This is a genomic window from Benzoatithermus flavus (assembly GCF_037908215.1).
In the GTDB taxonomy this organism is placed as follows: Bacteria; Pseudomonadota; Alphaproteobacteria; order Geminicoccales; family Geminicoccaceae; genus Benzoatithermus; species Benzoatithermus flavus.
In genome coordinates this window covers 43,517-64,302 of sequence record NZ_JBBLZC010000023.1, presented here as the reverse complement: position 1 = coordinate 64,302, position 20,786 = coordinate 43,517, and the positions used below count along the sequence as shown (strand labels likewise).

Annotated in this window: 23 protein-coding genes; 16 read left to right on the top strand and 7 right to left on the bottom strand. The window is 70.4% G+C overall.

Annotated features, from left to right (window positions below; genetic code table 11):
• Nucleotides 1-190: 190 nt before the first annotated feature.
• Genes U1T56_RS19125 through erpA form a run of 4 tightly spaced genes read right to left on the bottom strand, consistent with a single transcriptional unit; the run spans nt 191 to nt 2,370 of the window.
• On the bottom strand, nt 191-715 hold the full coding sequence (locus U1T56_RS19125) for a plastocyanin/azurin family copper-binding protein (protein ID WP_418161097.1): 525 nt from the start codon (nt 713-715) through the stop codon (nt 191-193).
• Between the two features lie 2 nt (nt 716-717).
• Nucleotides 718-1,161 (bottom strand): hypothetical protein, encoded by a 444-nt coding sequence (locus tag U1T56_RS19120; RefSeq protein ID WP_418161096.1) that lies wholly within the window; start codon nt 1,159-1,161, stop codon nt 718-720.
• On the bottom strand, nt 1,158-1,973 hold the full coding sequence (locus U1T56_RS19115) for an RNA polymerase sigma factor (RefSeq protein WP_418161095.1): 816 nt from the start codon (nt 1,971-1,973) through the stop codon (nt 1,158-1,160). Before U1T56_RS19115 ends, U1T56_RS19120 begins: the two co-directional genes overlap by 4 nt.
• 46 nt (nt 1,974-2,019) lie before the next feature.
• Complete coding sequence (gene erpA, locus U1T56_RS19110) at nt 2,020-2,370, bottom strand: iron-sulfur cluster insertion protein ErpA (protein WP_418161094.1); 351 nt, start codon at nt 2,368-2,370, stop codon at nt 2,020-2,022.
• 125 nt (nt 2,371-2,495) lie between these two features.
• On the opposite strand from erpA, the gene U1T56_RS19105 reads away from it, so the two are divergent.
• The 14 genes from U1T56_RS19105 to U1T56_RS19040 all read left to right on the top strand — a co-directional run bounded on the left by U1T56_RS19105 (nt 2,496) and on the right by U1T56_RS19040 (nt 15,624).
• On the top strand, nt 2,496-3,650 hold the full coding sequence (locus U1T56_RS19105; RefSeq protein WP_418161093.1) for a deoxyguanosinetriphosphate triphosphohydrolase: 1,155 nt from the start codon (nt 2,496-2,498) through the stop codon (nt 3,648-3,650).
• Entirely contained in the window at nt 3,647-5,395 is a 1,749-nt protein-coding gene (gene argS / locus U1T56_RS19100) for an arginine--tRNA ligase (RefSeq protein WP_418161092.1), read from the top strand. The genes U1T56_RS19105 and argS overlap by 4 nt, the downstream gene beginning before the upstream one ends.
• A 52-nt stretch (nt 5,396-5,447) precedes the next feature.
• Complete coding sequence (locus U1T56_RS19095) at nt 5,448-6,413, top strand: SPOR domain-containing protein (RefSeq protein ID WP_418161091.1); 966 nt, start codon at nt 5,448-5,450, stop codon at nt 6,411-6,413.
• Nucleotides 6,414-6,420: 7 nt separating this feature from the next.
• Complete coding sequence (nagZ, locus tag U1T56_RS19090) at nt 6,421-7,458, top strand: beta-N-acetylhexosaminidase (RefSeq protein WP_418161090.1); 1,038 nt, start codon at nt 6,421-6,423, stop codon at nt 7,456-7,458.
• Nucleotides 7,455-8,150, top strand: a complete 696-nt coding sequence (locus tag U1T56_RS19085; RefSeq protein WP_418161089.1) for a site-2 protease family protein — start codon at nt 7,455-7,457, stop codon at nt 8,148-8,150. Before nagZ ends, U1T56_RS19085 begins: the two co-directional genes overlap by 4 nt.
• The gene (locus tag U1T56_RS19080; protein ID WP_418161088.1) at nt 8,147-8,890 is read left to right on the top strand and encodes a segregation and condensation protein A; all 744 of its coding nucleotides are present in this window, start codon (nt 8,147-8,149) and stop codon (nt 8,888-8,890) included. Before U1T56_RS19085 ends, U1T56_RS19080 begins: the two co-directional genes overlap by 4 nt.
• A 24-nt stretch (nt 8,891-8,914) precedes the next feature.
• Nucleotides 8,915-9,451 (top strand): SMC-Scp complex subunit ScpB, encoded by a 537-nt coding sequence (gene scpB / locus U1T56_RS19075; RefSeq protein ID WP_418161087.1) that lies wholly within the window; start codon nt 8,915-8,917, stop codon nt 9,449-9,451.
• 39 nt (nt 9,452-9,490) lie between these two features.
• Nucleotides 9,491-10,564 (top strand): ABC transporter ATP-binding protein, encoded by a 1,074-nt coding sequence (locus U1T56_RS19070; protein WP_418161086.1) that lies wholly within the window; start codon nt 9,491-9,493, stop codon nt 10,562-10,564.
• A 103-nt stretch (nt 10,565-10,667) separates the two neighbouring features.
• Nucleotides 10,668-10,898 carry a twin-arginine translocase TatA/TatE family subunit gene (gene tatA, locus U1T56_RS19065; protein ID WP_418161085.1) on the top strand — a complete coding sequence of 77 codons (231 nt, stop codon included), beginning with the start codon at nt 10,668-10,670 and terminating at the stop codon, nt 10,896-10,898.
• Nucleotides 10,899-10,929: 31 nt separating this feature from the next.
• Nucleotides 10,930-11,412, top strand: a complete 483-nt coding sequence (gene tatB, locus U1T56_RS19060; RefSeq protein WP_418161084.1) for a Sec-independent protein translocase protein TatB — start codon at nt 10,930-10,932, stop codon at nt 11,410-11,412.
• On the top strand, nt 11,412-12,245 hold the full coding sequence (gene tatC, locus U1T56_RS19055) for a twin-arginine translocase subunit TatC (RefSeq protein ID WP_418161083.1): 834 nt from the start codon (nt 11,412-11,414) through the stop codon (nt 12,243-12,245). Before tatB ends, tatC begins: the two co-directional genes overlap by 1 nt.
• A gap of 70 nt (nt 12,246-12,315) precedes the next feature.
• Complete coding sequence (serS, locus tag U1T56_RS19050) at nt 12,316-13,593, top strand: serine--tRNA ligase (RefSeq protein WP_418161082.1); 1,278 nt, start codon at nt 12,316-12,318, stop codon at nt 13,591-13,593.
• A complete protein-coding gene (surE, locus tag U1T56_RS19045; protein ID WP_418161081.1) occupies nt 13,590-14,354 on the top strand; it encodes a 5'/3'-nucleotidase SurE in 765 nt (254 codons plus the stop codon). Before serS ends, surE begins: the two co-directional genes overlap by 4 nt.
• Before the next feature lie 187 nt (nt 14,355-14,541).
• The gene (locus U1T56_RS19040; RefSeq protein ID WP_418161080.1) at nt 14,542-15,624 is read left to right on the top strand and encodes a peptidoglycan DD-metalloendopeptidase family protein; all 1,083 of its coding nucleotides are present in this window, start codon (nt 14,542-14,544) and stop codon (nt 15,622-15,624) included.
• A 142-nt stretch (nt 15,625-15,766) separates the two neighbouring features.
• Here the strand turns inward: U1T56_RS19040 and U1T56_RS19035 are convergent, their stop codons facing one another.
• The 3 genes from U1T56_RS19035 to U1T56_RS19025 all read right to left on the bottom strand — a co-directional run bounded on the left by U1T56_RS19035 (nt 15,767) and on the right by U1T56_RS19025 (nt 18,608).
• Nucleotides 15,767-16,330: a Uma2 family endonuclease gene (locus tag U1T56_RS19035; RefSeq protein WP_418161079.1), complete on the bottom strand. Its 564-nt coding sequence runs from the start codon at nt 16,328-16,330 to the stop codon at nt 15,767-15,769.
• A gap of 90 nt (nt 16,331-16,420) precedes the next feature.
• Complete coding sequence (locus tag U1T56_RS19030) at nt 16,421-17,296, bottom strand: ATP-binding protein (protein WP_418161078.1); 876 nt, start codon at nt 17,294-17,296, stop codon at nt 16,421-16,423.
• Between the two features lie 601 nt (nt 17,297-17,897).
• Nucleotides 17,898-18,608, bottom strand: a complete 711-nt coding sequence (locus tag U1T56_RS19025) for a DUF2270 domain-containing protein (RefSeq protein WP_418161077.1) — start codon at nt 18,606-18,608, stop codon at nt 17,898-17,900.
• Nucleotides 18,609-18,763: 155 nt separating this feature from the next.
• Here U1T56_RS19025 and yajC point away from each other — a divergent pair, with 155 nt between their 5' ends.
• Nucleotides 18,764-19,165, top strand: coding sequence for a preprotein translocase subunit YajC (yajC, locus tag U1T56_RS19020; protein ID WP_418161076.1), 402 nt, complete (start codon nt 18,764-18,766; stop codon nt 19,163-19,165).
• Nucleotides 19,166-19,177: 12 nt separating this feature from the next.
• On the top strand, nt 19,178-20,779 hold the full coding sequence (gene secD / locus U1T56_RS19015; RefSeq protein WP_418161075.1) for a protein translocase subunit SecD: 1,602 nt from the start codon (nt 19,178-19,180) through the stop codon (nt 20,777-20,779).
• Nucleotides 20,780-20,786 lie beyond the last annotated feature (7 nt).

Here is a 20,786-nt window from a genome sequence, read left to right as displayed (position 1 = left end):
CCGGGGCGTGGGCGGTGCTCATCACCCGGTTCTTGAGGGTGAGATGCTTGAGCCGCAAAGGCTGCAGCAGCGGGTCCGAGGCGGTCATCGGCCGGGCCTTCTGACGAGGTGTTCCGACCGATCTACCGTCTCGACGCGACATGCGATCGCGTGTGAACGACATGGAAGTGTCTGATGCGCGTCGCGCCCGCTAAGGACCGAGACCTTTCGCCCGGACGATTCCCTCCTCGAGGATCCGCACGACGCTCGGGAACGCAGCGCGCGCCGCGGGCGGGATGGTCTCGTCCGGCGGCCGCAGGCCCGGCCCGCCCGGCCGGCCGACGATGATGCGGCCCACCATGCCGGCGGCCTCGTGCGGCGTGCAGTAATAATCGTACACGCCCTCGACGGTGAGCACGGTCTCGAACGCTTGGCCGGGCTCGACCAGATAGCCGGAATCCCAGGGCTCGGCTTCTTCCGGGATGCGCAGGGGATGGCCGCCGTTCCGGGGATGGTAGGCCGTCGTCGTGTGCACGTTGGCCTCGACCACCCAGCGCAGCGTGGTGCCGGGCCTGACGTGCACGCCGATCGGATCGAAGCCGACATGCGCTCCTTCGGGGTCGCTGCGCATCCGGATCTCGACCACCCGTCCGGCGGCGTTGGCGGCCGGACGAAAGGCCGGGGCGGCGAGCACGAGCCCGCCCAGCTCCAGAAACCTGCGCCGCGCCAGCCGCACGGCTATTGTAGCTGCGCCGTGTCCTTCGGCACGTGCCAGAGCACGATGTGGTAATGCGGCTTCTCCACGCCGGGATGGCCGGCATTGTAGTAGAGATCCACGCTGCGCACCGTGGGATCGTCGCCGACGGCGAGATCGGAGAACTTCTTCTGCGCCTCGAGATCGTCGAGCGGCACCATGTAGATGGTGCTCACCAGCCGGCCGCTGCGATCGTAGGCGAGAAACGGGCCGGCCGGCAGGGTCCGGGGCTGGACGTAGAGCGTGCCGAGGTTCGGGATGAAGTCCGGCAGCTTCGTGAGCTCGCTCACCTTGCGGTAGCCGTCGCCGGGCGGCGAGGTCACCGCCTTGCCGGCGGCCGTGGTGGCGGTGCCCGCCTCGCCTTGCGTGCAGGCGACACCGCCGAGGGCGAGCACGAGACAGGTCGCAGCCAAGAGCGGACGGTTCATCGTTTTCCTCTCCATCGCTCGAGACAGGCCAGGAGCCGGCCGAGCCAGCGCTGGCGGGAAGACGCGGACACTGCCGGCCCGGCAGGCCGGGACGGAACGGCTGCGGGCGGCTCCTGCCCGAGGCGTGCCAGGACCCGAGCCGTGACGCGATCGCAGCGGCCGCCGTCGAACTCGAAGAGGCAGGGCGAAAGGCCCAGCAGGCGATCGCCCAGGGCTTCTTGCAGCAGCCGGCGGGCGCGATGCAGGCGGGTCTTCACCGTCTCGGGGCGGATCGCGAGCGCTGCCGCGGTCTCGGCGGTGCTGAGGCCTTCGACCTCGCGCAGGACGAACACGGCGCGGAACTCCTCGGGCAGCGCGTCCACGGCCGCCTCCAGCAGGCGGCGCAGCTCGCCGCTCGCGGCGAGCCGCTCGGGTCCGGGCTCGTCCGAGGCGGGATCGTTGTCGGTGCCGCCGTCCTCCTCGTCGTGATCGCTGCGCCTGCGGCGCGCCTCGAGCGGGACGACGTGCGCCGCCAGCCTGAGACGCCCGAGCGCCTCGTTGGCGACGATCCGGGCGAGCCAGGCCGCGAGCGCCTGGCCGTCCGCGAGCTCGCCGAGACGGGCGAAGGCGCGCACATAGGCCTCCTGCAGCACGTCCTCGGCCTCGGGATCGTCCGGCACGAGGCTGCGGGCGAGGCGGAACAGGCGCCGGTTGTGGCGCCGCATGATCAGCTCGAAGGCGAAATGATCGCCGCGACGGGCACGCGCCACGAGCTCGGCATCGGGCGCGGTGGCGCCGGGCGGGTCGATGGGGCGGGGCAGGGCTGCGCTCATATCCGAAGGATGCGGAGCCCCGCGAAAGGTTCCCGGACGGACGGCGCTAGATCGCGAACGAGGTGCCGCAGCCGCAGGACGAGGTGGCGTTCGGGTTCTTGACCCGGAAATAGGAGCCCGTGAGATCCTCGACGAAGTCGAGCTCCGCGCCCAGCACGTACATCAAGGACATGCCGTCGACCGCGACCGTGGCACCGTCGCGCTCGATCACGACGTCGTCGGCCTCGCTCTTGTCGTCGAGGCTGAAGCGATACTGGAAGCCGGCGCAGCCGCCACCCGAGACGCTCACCCGCAGCTTGGTGCCGGGCCGGTTCTCCGCCGCGATCAGGGCGGCGATGCGCTTTGCGGCGCTGTCGCTGATCGAAAGAGGCGCTGGGCGGGCGTTGGTCTCGGCCATGCTGCGATCCTGGGGAAACGACGGATTTATCACAGCTTTCTATTTAAGAGGCGGGCATCTATTGTCAAACCGGTGCGGCGGCGGGCCCGCGGCTGCCGCCCATGAAGGACGGGGCCCGATCGAGGATGCGTCTTGCCCCTTACGCCTGCCGGGCCGACACGAGCCGTGGCCGTGCCTGGCCCGAGCCCGAGAGCGGCCTGCGCAGCGCCTACCAGCGCGACCGCGACCGCATCGTGCACTCGATTCCGTTCCGCCGGCTCGAGTACAAGACGCAGGTGTTCGTCAACTTCGAGGGCGACCACTACCGCACGCGCCTCACCCACTCGCTCGAGGTGGCGCAGATCGCGCGGGCTCTCGCCCGCGTGCTCCGGGTCGACGAGGACCTGGCCGAGGCGATCGCGCTCGCCCACGATCTCGGCCACAGCGCCTTCGGCCACGCCGGCGAGGCGGCGCTCGACGAGGCGCTCGCGGCCTTCGGCGGCTTCGACCACAACCTCCAGACCTTCCGCATCGTCACGCGCCTCGAGCGCCGCTACGCCGCCTTCGACGGCCTCAACCTCACCGCCGAGACGCTGGAGGGCCTCGTCAAGCACAACGGCCCGCTGACGAGTCCGCCGCCTCGCCCCGTGGCCGAGCATCCTCTGTGCAGGGACCTCGCCTTCGACCAGCAGCCGCCGCTCGAGGCGCAGATCGCCGCCATCGCCGACGACGTGGCTTACTGCAACCACGATCTCGACGACGGCCTGCGCGCGGGCTTCATGAGCCTGGAAGAGCTCCGTGACGTTCCCCTCGTCGGCGCGGCGCTCGCCGAGGTCGACCGGCTCCATCCGGGGCTCGACGCCAACCGGCGCACCCACGAGACCATCCGCCGCCTCATCGATCTCATGGTGCGCGACCTCATTGGCGAGGCGCAGCGCCGGCTCCAGGCGCTGGCACCCGAGAGCCCCGATGCGGTGCGCGCCCACGGCAGGCCCGTCGTCGCCTTCTCGCCCGTGGTCGCCGACGGGCTCGCGGCGTTGCGCGAGTTCTTGCGCGAGCGCGTCTACCGCCATTACAAGGTCAACCGCATGTCGCTGAAAGCGCGGCGGGTGGTGCGCGAGCTCGTGGAAGCCTTCATGGCCGCACCGGAGTGCCTGCCGAACGGGTGGCGCGAGCGGGCCGGACCGCCGCAGTCGCGCGCCACCGCCGAGACCGTACGGGATTATATTGCCGGCATGACCGATCGCTACGCGCTCGACGAGCACGACCGCCTGTTCAAGCTCAACCGGGAGCGGCCATGAACCCGTTCCGCGAGCTGCTCGACCTCGTCCTCGACGCCGTCGGCCGCCTGCAGGCGGCGGGCGAGCTGCCGCCCGAGCTCGACCTCTCCCGCGTGGCGGTCGAGCCGCCGCGCGACCCCGCCCACGGCGAGGCCGCGACCAACGCCGCCCTGGTACTCGCCAAGGCTGCCGGCAAGAAGCCGCTCGACCTCGCCACCCGGCTCGCTGCAGCGCTGGAAGGCGCCCCCGGCATCGCCCGCCTCGGCACGGCAGCGCCGGGCTTCGTCAACCTGACGCTCACCCCCGCCTTCTGGCAGCGCCAGATCCTGACCGTGCTCGAGGAGGGGCCGGCCTATGGCCGCAGCGATCTCGGCGAGGGCCAAAAGATCAACGTCGAATACTGCTCGGCCAACCCGACCGGGCCGCTCCATGTCGGCCACGGCCGCGGCACCGTGTTCGGCGACGCGCTCGCCAACGTGCTGGCCCATGCCGGCTACCGCGTGACGCGCGAGTACTACATCAACGACGGCGGGGCGCAGATCGAGACGCTCGCCCGCTCCTTGCACCTGCGCTACCGCGAGGCGCTGGGCGAGGCGATCGGCCCGATCCCCACAGGGCTCTACCCCGGCGAGTACCTGATCCCGGTGGCGCAGGGCATCGCCGAGCGGGACGGCGACCGCTGGCTCCGGGTGCCCGAGCCGGAATGGCTCGAGGCGTTCGCGCGCATCGCCGTCGACGCCATGATGGCCAGGATCAGGGACGATCTCGACGCGCTCGGCGTGCATCACGACGTCTTCACCTCCGAGCGCGCGCTGATCGAGGAGGGCCGGATCGACGAGGCACTCGCGTTCCTGGAGAGCCAGGGCCTGCTCTATACCGGCACGCTGCCGCCCCCCAAGGGCGGCAAGCCGGTCGAGGACTGGGAGCCGGCGCCGCAGCTCCTGTTCAGGGCCACGGCCTACGGCGACGAGATCGACCGGCCGCTCAAGCGCTCGAACGGGGCCTGGACCTACTTCGCCGCCGATCTCGCCTACCATCTCGACAAGTTCCGTCGCGGCTTCGACCTCATGGTCGACGTCTGGGGAGCGGATCACGGCGGCTACGTCAAGCGGATGCAGGCGGCGGTGAAGGCGCTCTCGCAAGGACGGGCCACGCTCGACGTGCGTCTGTGCCAACTCGTCAACCTGCTCGACGAGGGCCGGCCGCTCAAGATGAGCAAGCGCGCCGGTCGCATCGTCACGCTCCGCGACGTGGTCGACGAGGTCGGCCGCGACGTGGTGCGGTTCATCATGCTGACCCGCAAGAACGACGCGCCGCTCGACTTCGATCTCGCCAGGGTCACCGAGCAGTCGAAGGACAACCCGGTGTTCTACGTGCAGTACGCGCATGCGCGGATCTGCTCGGTGTTCCGCAACGCGGCGGAGGAAGGCCTCGGCCATCTCGCCGATCCCGCCGGGGCCGACCTCTCGCTCCTGCGCGATCCGGCGGAACTCTTGCTCGTGCGGGAGATGGCCTCGTTCCCGCGCGTGCTGGAGGGTGCCGCGCTCCATTTCGAGCCGCACCGCATCGCCTTCTACCTCCACGATCTCGCCGGCGCCTTCCACGGGCTCTGGACGCGCGGCAAGGAGGAGCCGAAGCTGCGCTTCCTGCTCGCCGACCAGCCGGAGCTCACCCGCGCCCGGCTCGCCATGCTCGCGGCCGTGCGCAGCGTGATCGCGACCGGCCTCGGACTCATGGGGGTGCGCCCGGTCGAGGAGTTGCACTGAGCGTGACGGCCGGCGGCCTCGCCGAGCCTGCGCCAATCCGGAGTGTACGCTGGTGCTGGATGCCAAGGGCGTCATGGAGCCCTACCAGGAGCCTCGCCAGACTCGCGGCTGGCTCACCTTGGTGCTGGGTGCCCTCGTGTTCACCGTGTTCGGCGGCGTCGTCGGCTATGCCTGGTTCAATGGCATGGGCGGCACGAGCGGCGAGCCGCCGCTGATCCGTGCCGAAGCCGGTCCCTACCGCCGGGCGCCCGCCGAGCGCGGCGGCCTCGAGGTCGCGAACGTGAGCTCGAGCATCGTCAGCGTGCTGCGGCCGAAGGCCGAGCCGCCGCGGGTCGAGCGCCTGCTACCGCCCGAAACACCCATGGCGCTCGAGGCGACGCTGCCCGAAGACGACGCGGCACCGGCCACCGACGACGCGAAGACGCCCTCCGCGGCGGCTGCCGCCGCGCCTGCGCCCGCGCAGCCGGACGCCCCGGCATCCCCGCCCGCGGCACCGCCGGAAGCCATGGTGGCTGCTCCGGCCGAGCCGCCGGTCACCACGGCGGAGAAGCCCGTGCCGCAGCCCAAGCCGGCGCCCCCGGCACAGATCGCCGCCCGCGAGCCGGCCACCGCTCCGCTGCGTCCACCGGCGAGCGTCGCCGCTCCGCCGCGCCCGGCCCCGCAGCCAGAAGCCGCAGTGCCGCAGCGCCAGGCCCGGATCGAGCCCGCGGCCCCGGCCTCGATCCGGCCGCAGCCGGTCGTCCCGCCGGCGCGGGCCGGCGGGGAGCTCTACCGGCTGCAGCTCACCGCCGTGCGCAGCGAGGCCGGGCTCACCCAGGCCTGGGCGCAGCTCAAGCAGCGCTATCCCAGGGTGCTGGCCAATCTCAGCCCCAGGGTCGAGCGGGTCGAGACCTCGACGGGCCCGCTCTTCCGCCTGCAGGCCGGTCCGTTCACCTCGCGCGAGGCGGCGGCCAACGCCTGCAGCGGCATCCGCGAGAGCGGCGGCCAGTGCTTCATCATCGGGCCGATGCCGCAGTGAGATCCGCATGAGCGCCGCCTTCGCGCCCCGCGCTGCCGTCATCGGCATCGCGGGCACCAGCCTGAGCTGCGCCGAGCGCGAGCTCCTGCAGGCTCTGCCGCCCGCGGGCGTCATCCTGTTCCAGCGCAACTGTGCCGACCGCGCCCAGCTCAAAGCGCTCACCGACGAGCTGCGCGCGCTCGCCGGTGCGCGCCGCCTCCCGATCCTGATCGACCAGGAGGGCGGACGGGTCATGCGTCTGCGCCCGCCGCACTGGCGCGCCCTGCCGTCGGCGGGTGCCATCGGCCGGCTGGCTCTGGCCGATCGGGCGGCCGGCTGCGAGGCCGCCCGCCTGCTCGGCCGGCTGATCGCGCACGATCTGCGCGAGGTCGGCATCGACGTCGACTGCGCGCCCGTGCTCGACGTCGCGACACCCGGCATGACCGAGGCCATCGGCGACCGCTCGTTCGGCAGCGACCCGGCGCTCGTCGCCGAGCTCGCCGCCGCGTTCGCGACCGGGCTCACCGCGGGCGGTGTGGCGCCCGTCGTCAAGCACGTGCCCGGCCACGGACGGGCCAGGGTCGACAGCCATTTCGCGCTGCCGGTCGTGCACGAAGCCGGGGCGGTGCTGCGCGAGGCCGATTTCGTTCCTTTCCGGGCGCTGCGCCATGCCCCCTTCGCCATGACCGCGCACCTCGTCTTCACCGCGCTCGACCCCGAGCATCCGGCCACGACCTCGCGCAGGCTCATCGCCGAGATCGTCCGCGGCGAGCTCGGCATCCAGGGCATCCTTCTGAGCGACGACCTCGCCATGCAGGCCCTCTCGGGCGAGCCCGCGGCGCGCGCGCTGGCGGCGCTGGAAGCGGGCTGCGACCTCGCCCTCTACTGTCCGGGCCGGCTCGAGGACACACGGGCGGTACTCCAGGCCGTGCCCCCGCTCGCACCATCGCTGCAAGCACGGCTCGACGGCATCATGACGGCGCTCGCCGCGACGCCGGTTGAGCCTTTCGACGCCGAGGCGGCGGAAGCCCGGCTCCTTTCCCTTCTCGCCGGACCCGTCGCATGAACGATCTCGCCCAGCTCGGGCAGGCCCTCTCCGTCTGGTTCCTGCCGATCGTCACGGCGATCACGCTGCACGAGGCGGCGCACGGCTGGATGGCCGACAGGCTCGGCGACGACACCGCCCGCCGTCTCGGGCGCGTGAGCTTCAACCCGATCCGTCACGTCGATCCGTTCGGCACCCTCGTGCTGCCGGGCATCCTGCTCCTCCTGGGGGCGCCGTTTCTCTTCGGCTGGGCCAAGCCCGTGCCCGTCGCCTTCCATCGTCTGCGCCATCCCAAGCGCGACATGATCTGGGTGGCGCTCGCCGGTCCCGGCATCAACCTCCTGCTCGCGATCGCGGCGGGCCTGCTCCTGCAGCCCCTGGGGCAGGTGCACGCGAACCGTTTCACGCTCTGGCTGTGGGAAAACCTCAAGAACGTCATCACCGCCAACGTCGTGCTCGCCTGCTTCAACATGCTGCCGATCCCGCCTCTGGACGGCGGGCGCGTGCTCACCGGCCTCCTGCCGCGGTCGCTCGCCTGGCGCTTCGCCGAGCTCGAGCGGTACGGCCTTCTGATCGTCATCGCCGCCGCCTTCCTGGTGCCCATGATCGCGCGTCAGCTCGGCTACGACTTCAACCCGCTGGCTGCCGTTCTCCTGCCCTTCGTGCAGGTCGTGGACAGCGCCGTCCTTCTGATCACGGGCTGGGGCTCGTGAGCGACCCGGCTGCGGATCCGAGTACCTTCGTCGTCGACCTCGACGGGTTCGAGGGTCCGCTCGATCTCCTGCTCGAACTCGCTCGGGCGCAGAAGGTCGATCTCGCGAGGATCTCGATCCTGGCGCTTGCCGAGCAGTTCCTGGCCTATCTCCGGCGCGTGCAGGCGCGACAGCTCCAGATCGCGGCCGAGTATCTCGTGATGGCGGCCTGGCTCGCCTATCTCAAGTCGCAGCTTCTCCTGCCACCGGCCGAGCGCGAGATGGAGGACGCCGAGGCGGCGGCCGAGGATCTCACCGACCGGCTGCGCCGGCTGGAAGCGCTCCGGCTCGCGGCCGAGATGCTGCAGGCGCGCCCGCAGCTCGGCGTCGCCCGCTTCGCGCGCGGCCTGCCCGAGCCGGTCGAGGTCACCGTCACCCCGCTGTGGCGGGCGGGCCTGGGCGAGCTGTTCGTGGCCTATGGCCAGGTGATGCGGCGCGGCAAGCCTTTGCGCATGACCATGCCGGCCCGTCGCCTGGTCTCGGTCGAGGCGGCGTTGCAGCGGCTCTCGCAGCTCCTCACCGGCCACGACTGGCGCGAGCTCAGGACCTTCCTGCCCGAGGATCTGGGCGAGCCCTTGCTGCGCCGCTCGGCCATCGCCTCCGGCCTGATCGCGAGCCTCGAGCTCGCGAAGCAGGGGCAGATCGAGCTGCAGCAGACCGCTCCCTTCGGCCCGATCATGATCCGCCGCCGGTCGTCCTGAGCCGCGATCTTCGAGATGTTCCCGATGGACCAGCCTTCGCCCAAGCAGATTCTGGAAGCCCTTCTGTTCGCGGCCGAGGAGCCTTTGGGCGAGGCCGAGCTTCAGGACCATCTCGGCGGCGAGGTCCACGTCGCCGATCTGCTCGACGAGCTGCAGCGCGACTATGCGGCGCGCGGCGTCCGGCTCGAGCGGCAGGAGCGGGCCTGGGCGTTCCGCACCGCCCCCGAGGTGGCGCCGTATCTGAAGCGCAGCCGGGTGCAACCCAAGAAACTCAGCCGCGCCGCTCTCGAAACACTCGCGATCATCGCTTATCACCAGCCCGTGACCAGGGCCGAGATCGAGGCGCTGCGCGGCGTGGCGGTGGGGCAGGGGACGCTCGACATCCTGGTCGAGGCCGGCTGGGTGACGCCCAAGGGCCGCCGCGAGGCACCGGGCCGGCCCGTCACCTGGGTCACCACACAGGCCTTCCTCGACCATTTCGCGCTCGCCTCCCTCGACGACCTGCCGCGGCTCGACGAACTCGAAGGCGCCTCTCTTTTCAATCCGGCGCGCGGCGGCTAGAAAGTGCGCCCGCATCGGATCCAGCATTCCGGGAACAGCTTGAGCGCCGCCGTCCCCATCCGCGAGGCCGCCGGAGGCCTTCAGGTCGAGAACCTGTCGCACAGCTTCGGCGACCGGCGCGTGGTCGACCACGTGGCGCTCGCGATCGGCCCGGGCGAGGTCCACTGCCTCGTCGGCCCCTCGGGCTGCGGCAAGACCACGACCCTGCGCCTGATCGCGGGTCTCGAGCCGCTGCAGACCGGCCGCATTGCGCTGAACGGCCGCATCCTCGCCGAGCCCGGCCGGTCGCTGCCGCCCGAGCGCCGCCGGGTGGGCCTGATGTTCCAGGACTTCGCCCTCTTTCCCCATCTGCGCGTGGCCGAGAACGTGGCGTTCGGGCTTGCCGGCATGGACCGGCGCCGGCGCGAGGCGCGGGTCATGGAGCTCCTGGCCGCGGTCAACATGATCCCTTACGCCAGGGCCTACCCGCACACGCTCTCGGGGGGCGAGCAGCAGCGCGTGGCGCTGGCCCGGGCGCTGGCGCCGGAGCCGGAGCTCATGCTGCTCGACGAGGCGTTCTCGGCGCTCGACACCTCGCTCCGCGCCCAGGTGCGCGACGAGACCCTGTCACTCCTGCGCGAGGCCGGCACACCCACCCTCCTCGTCACCCACGACGCCGAGGAGGCGATCCGGGTGGGGGATCGCATCCACGCCATGCAGCTCGGCCGGATCGTCCAGAGCGGGACGCCGTCGGAGCTCTACACCAAGCCGGCCAACCCGTTCGTCGCGGGCTTCTTTGGCCCGGTAAACCGCTTCCGCGGCCACGTGGTGGACGGCAGGGTCGTGACTCCGGTGGGCATCGCTCCCGGTGACGGGCTTCCCGAAGGCTCGGCCGTCGAAGCGATCGTCCGCCCGGAGGCGCTCCGCGTCCAGGCCGTGGGCCTGGGCTCGGGCCTGCGCGCCCAGGTTCTGACCCGCCGTGATCTGGGCCCGGTGCACCTCTTGCGCCTGCGCCTGCCGGACGGCAGCAGCGTCAAGGTGCGCCAGGCGGGCCAGATCGAGGCCGCGGTCGGCGAGGAGGTGGAGATCGTCCTCGATCCGCGCCACCTCTTCGTCTACCCGGCGGCCGACTGAGACCGGCGGCGTTGCCCTTGTGGATTTTTTGCGCCACAAGCTTGCCCAGCGCCACGGCTGGTCCAAGATCGACGGCCGCCCCCTATCCGCGAAGGAGCTGCTGATGAGCGTCGGCTTCTGGCAGGTGGTTCTCATCCTCCTGATCGTCCTGATCATCTTCGGCGCTGGCAAGCTGCCCACCGTCATGGGCGACCTCGCCAAGGGCGTTCGGAACTTCAAGGCGGGCATGAAGGACGAGGACGGGAACGCGGCGGCATCGAAGGCGCCGGCCCTGGAGCAGAGAGCGGCCACCGAGCCTGTGGCCAAGAACGACGGGCCGGCCGTCAAGGGCTGACCCGCCGCAGCCAGATTTGGAGCATGGGTCGATGTTCCTAGACATCGGCTGGTCGGAGATGGCCCTCATCCTGATGGTCGCTCTGATCGTCATCGGACCCAAGGACCTGCCGCGCGTGGCCCGGCAGATCGGCAGATGGACCGCCAAGGCCCGCAGCATGGCGCACGAGTTCCAACGCTCGCTCGACGACATGGCGCGCGAGGCCGAGCTGCAGGACCTCAAGGCCGAGATGGAGAAGCTGAGCCGTACCGACGTGCGGCACGAGATCGAGAAGACCATCGATCCCGAGGGCGAGCTGCGCAAGAGCCTCGCCGCCCCGATCGATCTCGACGGCAAACCGGCCGCGCCGCCCGAGGCCAGCCTCGCCAACCCGGCCACGCCCGAGGCGGTGCCGAACCCGCCGCCTCCAGCGCTCGCGGAACCTGCGGCGCCGCACGCGCCTGCGGCCCCGGTGCCGCCGGCGCCGTCCAGCGAGCCTACCCCCTCCACCGTTCCTGCCGGCGAGAAGCGCTGATGCCGCTCATCAAGGACATCGACGAGCGCGAGATGCCGCTGCTCGAGCATCTGATCGAGCTCAGGAACCGGCTGATGTACTCGGCAGCCGCGGTGCTCCTGGGCTTCCTCGTCTGCTATTTCTTCGCCGAGGACATCTACGGCTTCCTGGTCCGTCCGCTCGCCAAGATCTACGAGAGCATGGGCTACCACGACCGGCGGATGATCTATACCGGCCTGACCGAGGCCTTCTTCACCTACGTCAAGGTCGCGTTCTTCGCCGGTGCTTTCATCACCTTCCCGTTCGTCGCGATCCAGCTCTGGCTGTTCATCGCTCCGGGCCTCTACCGGCACGAGAAGGAGGCGTTCCTGCCGTTCCTGATCGCGACACCGATCCTGTTCTTCATCGGCGGCGCCTTCGTCTACTATTTCATCTTCCCGATGGCCTGGAAGTTCTTCTTGAGCTTCGAGACTCCTGCCGGGGGACCGGCGGAGATCCCGATCCAGCTCGAGGCGCGGGTCGGCGAGTATCTCGACCTCGTGATGAAGCTGATCTTCGCCTTCGGCATCGCCTTCCAGCTCCCGGTGGCACTGACGCTCCTCGGCCGTGTCGGCATCGTCTCCGCCGATCAGCTCGCAAGGGGGCGGCGCTACGCCATCGTGCTGAACTTCGTCGCCGCGGCCATCCTGACCCCGCCCGACGTGATCAGCCAGTGCAGCCTGGCGCTCCCGCTCCTCGCGCTCTACGAGATCTCGATCTTCCTCGTGCGCCGGATCGAGAAGCGGCGGGCCGCCAAGGAGGCGGCCGAGCAGGCGGCCGAGAGCGAGAGCCGCGACATCCGGCCGGCCGGCTGAAAGGAATCGCTCATGTCGGCCCCATGGCACGGCATCGTCCGTGGGGCTCTCACCCCACGGGACCAAGCTCGTGATCGATCTCAAGTGGCTGCGTGACAATCCGGACGCGTTCGATCGGGCGCTGGCCCGCCGCGGCCAGCCGCCGGCGGCGGCCGAGCTGCTGGCACTCGATGCCGAGCGCCGCGCGCTCGAGACCCGACTCCAGGAGGACCAGGCCACGCGCAACCGCCTCTCGCGCGAGATCGGCTTGCAGAAGGGCAAGCCCTCGCCCGAGACACTGGCCGAGATGGCGGCGCTCAAGGAGCGGGTCAAGCAGGGTGAGGAGACGCTGCGCGAGCTGCAAGCACGGCTCGACGCGCTGCTTTCGACCTTCCCCAACATCCTCGCCGACGACGTCCCGGACGGGCGCGACGAGCGGGACAATGTCGAGGTGCGCCGCTGGGGCGAGCCCCGCAGCTTCGCCTTCACCCCGCTGCCGCACGACGAGCTGGGAGGGCGCCTCGGCATGGACTTCCCGCGCGCGGCCAGGCTCTCCGGCGCGCGCTTCGTCGCCCTCTGGGGCCAGCTCGCAGCCCTGGAGCGCGCCATCGCCCAGTTCATGCTGGACCTGCAGACGCGCGAGCACGGCTACACCGAGGTGGCCGTGCCTTTTCTCGTCCGCGACGAGGCCCTGTTCGGCACCGGGCAGCTCCCGAAGTTCGGCGAGGACCTGTTCCGCACCACGACCGGCCACTGGCTGATCCCCACAGCCGAGGTGCCGCTCACCAATCTCGTGGCGGGCGAGATCCTGGACGAGGCGCGGCTCCCCTTGCGCCTCACCGCCTGCACGCCCTGCTTCCGCTCCGAGGCCGGTGCCGCCGGCAAGGACACGAAAGGCATGATCCGCCAGCACCAGTTCACCAAGGTCGAGCTGGTCAGCATCACCACGCCCGAGGAGTCCGAGGCCGAGCACGAGCGCATGGTGGAGTGCGCCGAGGAGGTCCTGAAGCGCCTGGGCCTGCCCTACCGGATCGTGCTGCTCTGTGCGGGCGACACCGGCTTCGGCTCGCGCAAGACCTACGATCTCGAGGTCTGGCTGCCGGGGCAGGGGGTGTATCGCGAAATCTCGTCCTGCTCGAACTGCGGCGAGTTCCAGGCGCGGCGCATGAACGCCCGCTGCCGCGCCAAGGACGAGAAGCGCACCCGCTTCGTCCACACGCTGAACGGTTCCGGCCTCGCCGTCGGCCGCACGCTGATCGCCATCCTCGAGAACTACCAGGAGGAGGACGGCAGTGTCACCGTGCCCGAGGCGCTGCGGCCCTATCTTCATGGACGCGAGCGCCTGACTCCCGGGGAGCGCGGCGCATGAGCCGGCCGCTCCGGATCCTCGTCAGCAACGACGACGGCATCAACGCGCAGGGCATCAGGACGCTCGAGCGGATCGCGCGGGCGCTCAGCGACGACGTGTGGGTGGTCGCCCCCGAGACCAACCAGAGCGGTGCCGCCCACTCCTTGACCCTCTCGCGCCCCTTGCGGGTGCGCCGCGTAGGCGAGCGGCACTTCGCGGTCGACGGCACGCCCACGGACTGCGTGCTGTTGGCGCTGCAGCGCATCGTCGAGGGCCCGCCCGTCGATCTCGTTCTCTCCGGCATCAATCACGGTGCCAATCTCGGCGAGGACGTCACCTATTCCGGCACGGTCGCGGCCGCCATGGAGGCGATCCTGTTCAAGGTGCCGGCGGTCGCCCTCAGCCAGGTCTGCGAGAGCCGGCGGCACATCAGATGGGCGACCGCCGAGCACCATGCGCCGCGCGTCATCGAGCGCCTGCTCGCCGCGAAGTGGCCCGAGGACGTGCTGATCAACGTCAACTTTCCCGATTGTCCTGCCGAAGAGGTCGCAGGCATCCGCGTGACCACGCAGGGCAAAAGGAAGATCGGCGATACCCTGATCGAGCGGATCGATCCGCGCGGCGAGCCTTATTTCTGGATCGGCGCGCTCCGCGAGGAGACCGAGCACCGCGCGGACACCGACCTCGCCGCCGTCGCGGCGCGCTACGTCTCGGTCACGCCAGTGCATCTGGATATGACGCACCGGCCGAGCCTCGCCGTCCTGCGCGAGCTCATGGAGTAAAGTCCGGAGCGGATTTCATCATCGGTTGAGCGGATCGGGTCGGTATCCCGATTTCGGCAATTTTGCGCGCTGGATGCTGCAGCGGAGCCACGATTTCCAGGCTCGGAGCCGCCACCGGCGCCTTGATCGCCGATTGCCGTCAATCCTATGGTGACGCGGAACCCGAGACCGGGCGGGAGTCGAGACCGTGCGCAACTCCTGTGCGATCCTGCTGCTGCTTGTGATCGGCGCGTGCACGAAGTACCAGCCCGTCGCGTGGAACGGGCAGGGGAGCTGGGCCCAGGCCCGGGCCGAGGCGATGGTGCGTGCCGCCGCCGCCGAGCAAGTGGCCGCGCGCCGAGCGCCGAGCGCCGCCGATGCGCCGCGCCGGTTCGTCGCCGATGCCTCTCCCGGGTCCGACGGCGGGCAGCGCTACGTCGTCGCCTCGGGCGAAACCCTCTCGGGCATCGCCGCACGCTACGGGGTGCCGCTCGCGGTTCTGGCCAAGCGCAACGGGCTGTCGCCGGATGCCAGGGTCCAGGCCGGCCGGACGCTGATCGTCCCGCGCGCGGCCCCGAGCATGCCGCCGGACGGGCGCGTCGCCGTCGCGGCGACCTCGTCCCCGGCGCCGGCGAGCCCCCGTCCGGCTGCGCCGACCGTCGCATCCAGCGGGCTGCCGCCGCCCGCCGGGGACGAGAAGCGGGTCGCCGCGGCTCTGCGCAAGCTCGCGCCGGAGGCGGGCGCCATCACGGTCTCGGCGCTGCCGGCCGCCGTCCGGCCGTCGCCGCGGCTCGAGACCGCAGCGCTCGAGAGCCCGCCGCCGATGAGCCACGAGCAGGTGGAGGCATCCAAGCGCGCCGTCCGCAAGACCCCGCCGCCGCTCTCGGGCGACGGTTTTCTATGGCCGGTGCGCGGCGAGATCGTGAACGCCTTCGGCGAGAAGCCCAACGGGGCGCGCAACAACGGCATCGACATCAAGGCACCTCCGGGCACGCCGGTGCTCGCGGCCGAGAACGGTGTGGTGGTCTATGCCGGCGACGAAATTCCGGGCTATGGCAACATGCTCCTGATCAGCCACGCCCAGGGCTTCGTCACTGCCTACGCCCACAACAAGGAGCTTCTGGTCCGCGTCGGCGACGTGGTCACGCGCGGCGAGCGGATCGCCACCGTCGGCGCCACGGGCGGCGTGGCCGCGCCGCAGCTCCATTTCGAGCTGCGCGAAGGCAAGAAGCCGATCGACCCTGTGGCCCACCTCGACAGCGCCCGCACCCGTATGGCGAGCTCGCGCTAGAGGCTGCTTCGCCCGGGTCGAGAACGTCCTTTCCTCCTCGTCATGACCGGGCAAGGACCCGGCCATCCGGCACCTTGCCCTGTGACCTCGATGGCCGGCTCGAAGGCCGGCCATGAGCGACACGGGCAGCGATGCTGGGGCTTTAGGGCAGCATGTCGGCCACGGGCAGCCGCAGGCCCGGCAGCGCCTCGGGCTCGACCTCGTCGCCGCGCGTCGCGTAGCGGACCGAGCAATAACGGCTGCCGCGAGGGTCGCGGTGGACCTCGACCGTCTCGGCCGGCAGGTCCACCGGGCAGACCTCGGGCACGCCGGCGGCGGCGTAGCGTGACAGCTCGTCCCGCCGGTCCTTCGGGACCGTGCTGTCGGCGACCTCGATCAGCAAGAGCACGTCGCCCGGCCCCGGATGGGCGGTGGCGTAACCATCGGGGCTGGGCCGCAGGAGCATGACATCCGGTTGCGGCTCGTTGTGCGCGTCGAGCCGCAACCGGATGTCATGCACGGCGATGGTCGCCCGAGTCGCCGCCGATCCGTCCAGCAGGCGCGTGATCGCGCGAACGGTCCGGGCGTGCAGGCTGCCGATCGGGCTCATCTCCACCACCACCCCATCGATCGGCCCGACCCGGTCGTCCGCCGAGAGCAGCCCCACTTCGGCCATGCGATGGTACCCGTCCACCGTCCAGCGATGGGTATCGCGAACCGCCTTCACGGGGCCTCCTCGCCGTTTGCCGTCGCCTGTCGCGGTCGTGCTTCACCTTATCCCAGGCGGCGTTCATGGCAACGGGAGCGGCACCCGCCGCTATCCTCTCGGCGTGATGTCGAGCGGTATGCCGAGCCTGCCGGCCACGTCCTGGACGAGCTGCCAGGCGACCCGACCGGAGCGGCTGCCGCGCGTCTTCGCCCATTCCAGCGCCTGGCACCGGAGCTCTTCGGTGGCGATGGGCAGCCGGAAATGGGCGGCGTAGCGCTCGACCATGGCGAGATAGGTGTCCTGGCTGCAGGGATGGAAGCCGAGCCAGAGCCCGAACCGGTCGGAGAGCGAGACCTTCTCCTCGACCGCTTCGCCCGGATGGATCGCCGTGCTGCGCTCGTTCTCGATCATCTGCCGCGGCATGAGATGGCGCCGGTTCGAGGTAGCGTAGAACAGCACGTTCGGCGGCCGGCCCTCGATGCCGCCCTCGAGCACCGCCTTCAGCGACTTGTAGCTGGTCTCGCCGGCATCGAACGAGAGGTCGTCGCAGAACAGGAGGCAGCGGCGCGGCTGCAATGCCAGAAGATGCAGAAGCCGCGGCAGGCTCTCGATGTCCTCGCGGTGGATCTCGATCAGCGCGAGGCAGCTCGGCTCCTGTTCGTTGAGGCGCGCGTGGATCGCCTTCACGAGCGAGCTCTTGCCCATGCCGCGCGCGCCCCAAAGGAGCGCGTTGTTGGCCGGCAGCCCGTGCGCGAACCGGCGCGTGTTCTCGAACAGGATCTCGGCGACCCGCTCGATCCCGCACAGGAGGTCGTAGGGCACGCCCGCCACGCGCGGCACCGGACGGAGCCGCTCGCCGCGCGCCTCCCAGGCGAAGGCGTCGGCCCCGCCGAGGTCGACCGTCTCCACGGGCGGCGGGGCGATCCGCTCGAGCGCTCGGGCGATCCGCTCGAGCAGGGCTGCGGTCGGCGCAGGTTCCTCCATGAGATCTTCTTTCCGTTGCAGGGTCGTCGTACCGGCGCGGCACGCTAGCAGCGCGCCGAAAGCACGCAAGCCATGGCTGTTCTTCCCGGCAGAAGCGATTCGCTGATCACCGTCCTTTTATTTTGATTACTTTCCTATAAAAGCCGACCCGGCGCGCGAGGCGCTCGCCCGCGACGCCCCGCCCCGGCTCCGAGGCGCGTATCGCGGCTGCTACCGCCCGCCGGTGCCACGAGAGGCGTTCGGCAGCGGTGCGACCGGGGTGCCGGTGATCGACCCTGGGCGCGCGGAGGAAGCGCCGCCCGCTCCGGCCGCCGCCACCGGGCCGGCGCCGGCCCGGTGGCGAGCTTGCGGGCGCGGCGCGTGCGCCTGCTGGACCGCAAGGCGCCGCGGCGGGCGGGGATCGCGATCGATGGCGAGACGCTGAACTGGCTCGGCAGCCGCGAGCTCGAAAAGGCGTGCAAGGCCGCGCAAGGGCCCCGAGGGCCGGGACGACGGGTCCGGGCAGGGCCGTCGGCCCTTCCCGATCGCCTCTCCTGCCGGGCGACGGGCGGCGGCCATGCCTCTCCTTACCCGTGTTCCGTTCATCCGATCGCCCTGGCCGCTACTCCCCGCTGGCCGCGAGCTCCAGGACCGCATCCTTCCTCGGTCGAGGCGGGCGAGGACGGTCGGCGCCGCGGCGGCTCTTGTAGGTCACGAAGGCGATGGTGAGCCAGGTCGCGTGGAAAATGATGCCGGCCAGCAGCACGATCTGCCCTGGCACCGGCCCAATCGCGGCCCGCTGCCAGACCTCGCTCCACGAGGCGATCGGGGTGGGGTGGATCAGGAGCTTGCCGATATAGGCCGCCACCTGGATCGCGAAGATCCAGCCATAGTTGCGGCGCAGCCGTCGGCCGGCCGCCTCCCAGAAGGTGATGTGGAGCTGCGGATGCTGATAGTCCTGATAGAGGATCTCGTTCCAGCCATTGTCGACCCGAACTCCCTGGCCACGCAGGATCGGGCCGAAGAAATGCACCTCGAGCACGTGGGCGCGGATGCGCCAGAAATCGAAGAAGCGGTAGCGTCGCGCCTCGATCCGCAGGAACACGGCGACCAAAAGGCCGACCAGCGCCAGCGGCAGCGGCGAGGCCGAGGCGCTGCTGAAGCTCACCGAGAGAGCGATGCCGGTGGCGACGACCGCCCAGTTGGTGGTGGCGTCCAGCCGCGTGCGCCAGACCGTGCTGCGGTAGATCTCGGCCCGGTAGAGATGAGCGAGCGCCCCGATATCGGCGGCGCTGAATACGGGGCGAGAGGGCGGTGTCGTGCTGTCGTCCATGATTTCAGAGCCTGCCCGAACGCCAGTCGTCGACACCGGCGGCGCCCTGACGACGGCGTGATGCGCGGATGCCGCGGCCGGTCCTTGGTTGCAAACCGGATTCGCACGGCTATAGTCCCCGCCCGACGCGCTGGCCACCGCCATCGAGGACATTGATGCTCATCTCCCCGGCTTACGCCCAGGCGGCAGCTCCCGCCGCCGGCGGTGGCGACATGTTCATGTCGCTCCTGCCGCTGCTCTTGATCTTCGTCGTCTTCTATTTCCTGCTGATCCGCCCGCAGCAGGCGAAGATGAAGGCGCATCGCGAGATGATCGACAATCTCAAGCGTGGCGACCAGATCGCGACCTCGGGCGGCATCGTCGGCAAGATCGTCAAGGTCGAGCCGAACGACGGCATGCTCACGGTCGAGATCGCGCCCAACGTGCAGGTCCGGGTCATCCGCAGCACGGTCGCGGACGTGCTCAACAAGCCGGTTCCGGCGCCGAGCAACGAGAACCGCGCGGCCACGGCCTTCGGCGCCGGCAGCTTCCTCAACAAGCTGCTCGGCAAGAAGTAGGCATCGACGACCATGCGTCGCCCGCTCTCCTGGCGTCCTCTCGCCATCCTCGCCGTCTGCCTGATCGGCTTCCTGTCGATCGTTCCCAACATGGTCTCGCGGGCGACGCTGGATGCCCTTCCGAGCTGGCTGCCCAAGAACCAGATCGTCCTGGGCCTCGACCTGCAGGGCGGCTCCTATCTCCTGCTCGAGGTCGACCTCGAGCCGGTCTACAAGGAGCGGCTCGAGACCATGGTCGGCGACATCCGAGGGGCCTTGCGCACGGCGCGGATCAACTATCGCGGCCTCGGCGTTCAGGGCGACACGGTCGCCTTGAACCTGAACGATCCTGCGCAGCTCGACCAGGCGCTCGCCGAGATCGAGAGGCTCAACCCCTATTCGCTCGGCACGAGCGGCCGAGTGCGCGACTTCGACGTGTCCTCGGATCCGAGCGGGCGGATCGTGCTCCATCTTACCGAGGCCAAGCGTACCCAGCTCGCCCAGTCGGCGGTGAGCCAGTCGCTCGAGGTGGTGCGCCGCCGCATCGACGAGCTCGGCACGCGCGAAGCCTCGATCCAGCGTCAGGGCGCCGACCGGATCCTGGTCCAGGTGCCGGGCGAGCGCAATCCCGAGAACATCAAGCGCCTCCTGGGCAGGACGGCGCGCCTCACCTTCCACATGGTCGATCTCGGCGCCAGCGTCCAGGAGGCGCTCCAAGGCCGGATCCCGCCGGGCGACATGCTCGTGGAATCGGCCGACAAAGATCGCGGCGGCCCCAGCCATTATGTCGTCAAGCGTCAGGTCGACGTCAGCGGCGAGAACCTCATCGACGCGCAGCCGACCTTCCACGACGGCCAGCCCGTCGTGAGCTTCCGCTTCGACAATGCGGGTGCCCGCAAGTTCGCCCGCATCACGCAGGAGAACGTCGGCAAGCCGTTCGCGATCGTGCTCGACGACAAGGTGATCTCGGCACCTCGGATCAACGAGCCGATCCTGGGCGGCTCAGGCATCATCTCCGGCAGCTTCACCGTGGAATCCGCGAACGAGCTCGCCGTGCTGCTCCGCGCCGGCGCTCTGCCGGCGCCGCTCAAGGTGGTCGAGGAGCGCTCCGTCGGCGCCGAGCTGGGTGCGGATTCGATCCGCGACGGCACCATCGCCTGCATCGTCGCCGCCGCGCTCGTCATCACCCTGATGCTGATCTATTACGGCATCTTCGGCTTCATCGCCGACGTGGCGCTCGTCCTCAACGTCGTCCTGATCCTCGGCATCATGACCTTGATGGGGGCGACCCTCACCCTTCCCGGCATTGCCGGTATCGTCCTCACCATCGGCCAGGCGGTCGATTCCAACGTCCTGATCTACGAGCGCATCCGCGAGGAGATGAAGGGCGGACGCACGCCGCTCGCCGCCATCAACGCCGGCTTCGGCGAGGCCATGCGCACGATCGTCGATGCCAATCTCACCGCCCTCATCGCCGCGCTCGCCCTGTTCCAGTTCGGCTCCGGCCCCGTCAAAGGCTTCGCCGTGACGCTGGGCCTGGGCGTCATCACCAACATGTTCACGGCCGTCTATTTCAGCCGCTTCCTGGTCGGTATCTGGTACGACCGGGCCCGGCCCGCGGCCCTGCCGCTCTGAGAGGGCG

Coding starts and splice junctions, on each gene's coding strand:
- U1T56_RS19120 (WP_418161096.1), bottom strand. CDS start 1,161: ATGAACCGTCCGCTCTTGGCTGCGACCTGTCTCGTGCTCGCCCTCGGC.
- U1T56_RS19115 (WP_418161095.1), bottom strand. CDS start 1,973: ATGAGCGCAGCCCTGCCCCGCCCCATCGACCCGCCCGGCGCCACCGCG.
- erpA (WP_418161094.1), bottom strand. CDS start 2,370: ATGGCCGAGACCAACGCCCGCCCAGCGCCTCTTTCGATCAGCGACAGC.
- U1T56_RS19105 (WP_418161093.1), top strand. CDS start 2,496: ATGCGTCTTGCCCCTTACGCCTGCCGGGCCGACACGAGCCGTGGCCGT.
- argS (WP_418161092.1), top strand. CDS start 3,647: ATGAACCCGTTCCGCGAGCTGCTCGACCTCGTCCTCGACGCCGTCGGC.
- nagZ (WP_418161090.1), top strand. CDS start 6,421: ATGAGCGCCGCCTTCGCGCCCCGCGCTGCCGTCATCGGCATCGCGGGC.
- U1T56_RS19085 (WP_418161089.1), top strand. CDS start 7,455: ATGAACGATCTCGCCCAGCTCGGGCAGGCCCTCTCCGTCTGGTTCCTG.
- scpB (WP_418161087.1), top strand. CDS start 8,915: ATGGACCAGCCTTCGCCCAAGCAGATTCTGGAAGCCCTTCTGTTCGCG.
- tatA (WP_418161085.1), top strand. CDS start 10,668: ATGAGCGTCGGCTTCTGGCAGGTGGTTCTCATCCTCCTGATCGTCCTG.
- tatB (WP_418161084.1), top strand. CDS start 10,930: ATGTTCCTAGACATCGGCTGGTCGGAGATGGCCCTCATCCTGATGGTC.
- tatC (WP_418161083.1), top strand. CDS start 11,412: ATGCCGCTCATCAAGGACATCGACGAGCGCGAGATGCCGCTGCTCGAG.
- surE (WP_418161081.1), top strand. CDS start 13,590: ATGAGCCGGCCGCTCCGGATCCTCGTCAGCAACGACGACGGCATCAAC.
- U1T56_RS19030 (WP_418161078.1), bottom strand. CDS start 17,296: ATGGAGGAACCTGCGCCGACCGCAGCCCTGCTCGAGCGGATCGCCCGA.
- U1T56_RS19025 (WP_418161077.1), bottom strand. CDS start 18,608: ATGGACGACAGCACGACACCGCCCTCTCGCCCCGTATTCAGCGCCGCC.
- yajC (WP_418161076.1), top strand. CDS start 18,764: ATGCTCATCTCCCCGGCTTACGCCCAGGCGGCAGCTCCCGCCGCCGGC.
- secD (WP_418161075.1), top strand. CDS start 19,178: ATGCGTCGCCCGCTCTCCTGGCGTCCTCTCGCCATCCTCGCCGTCTGC.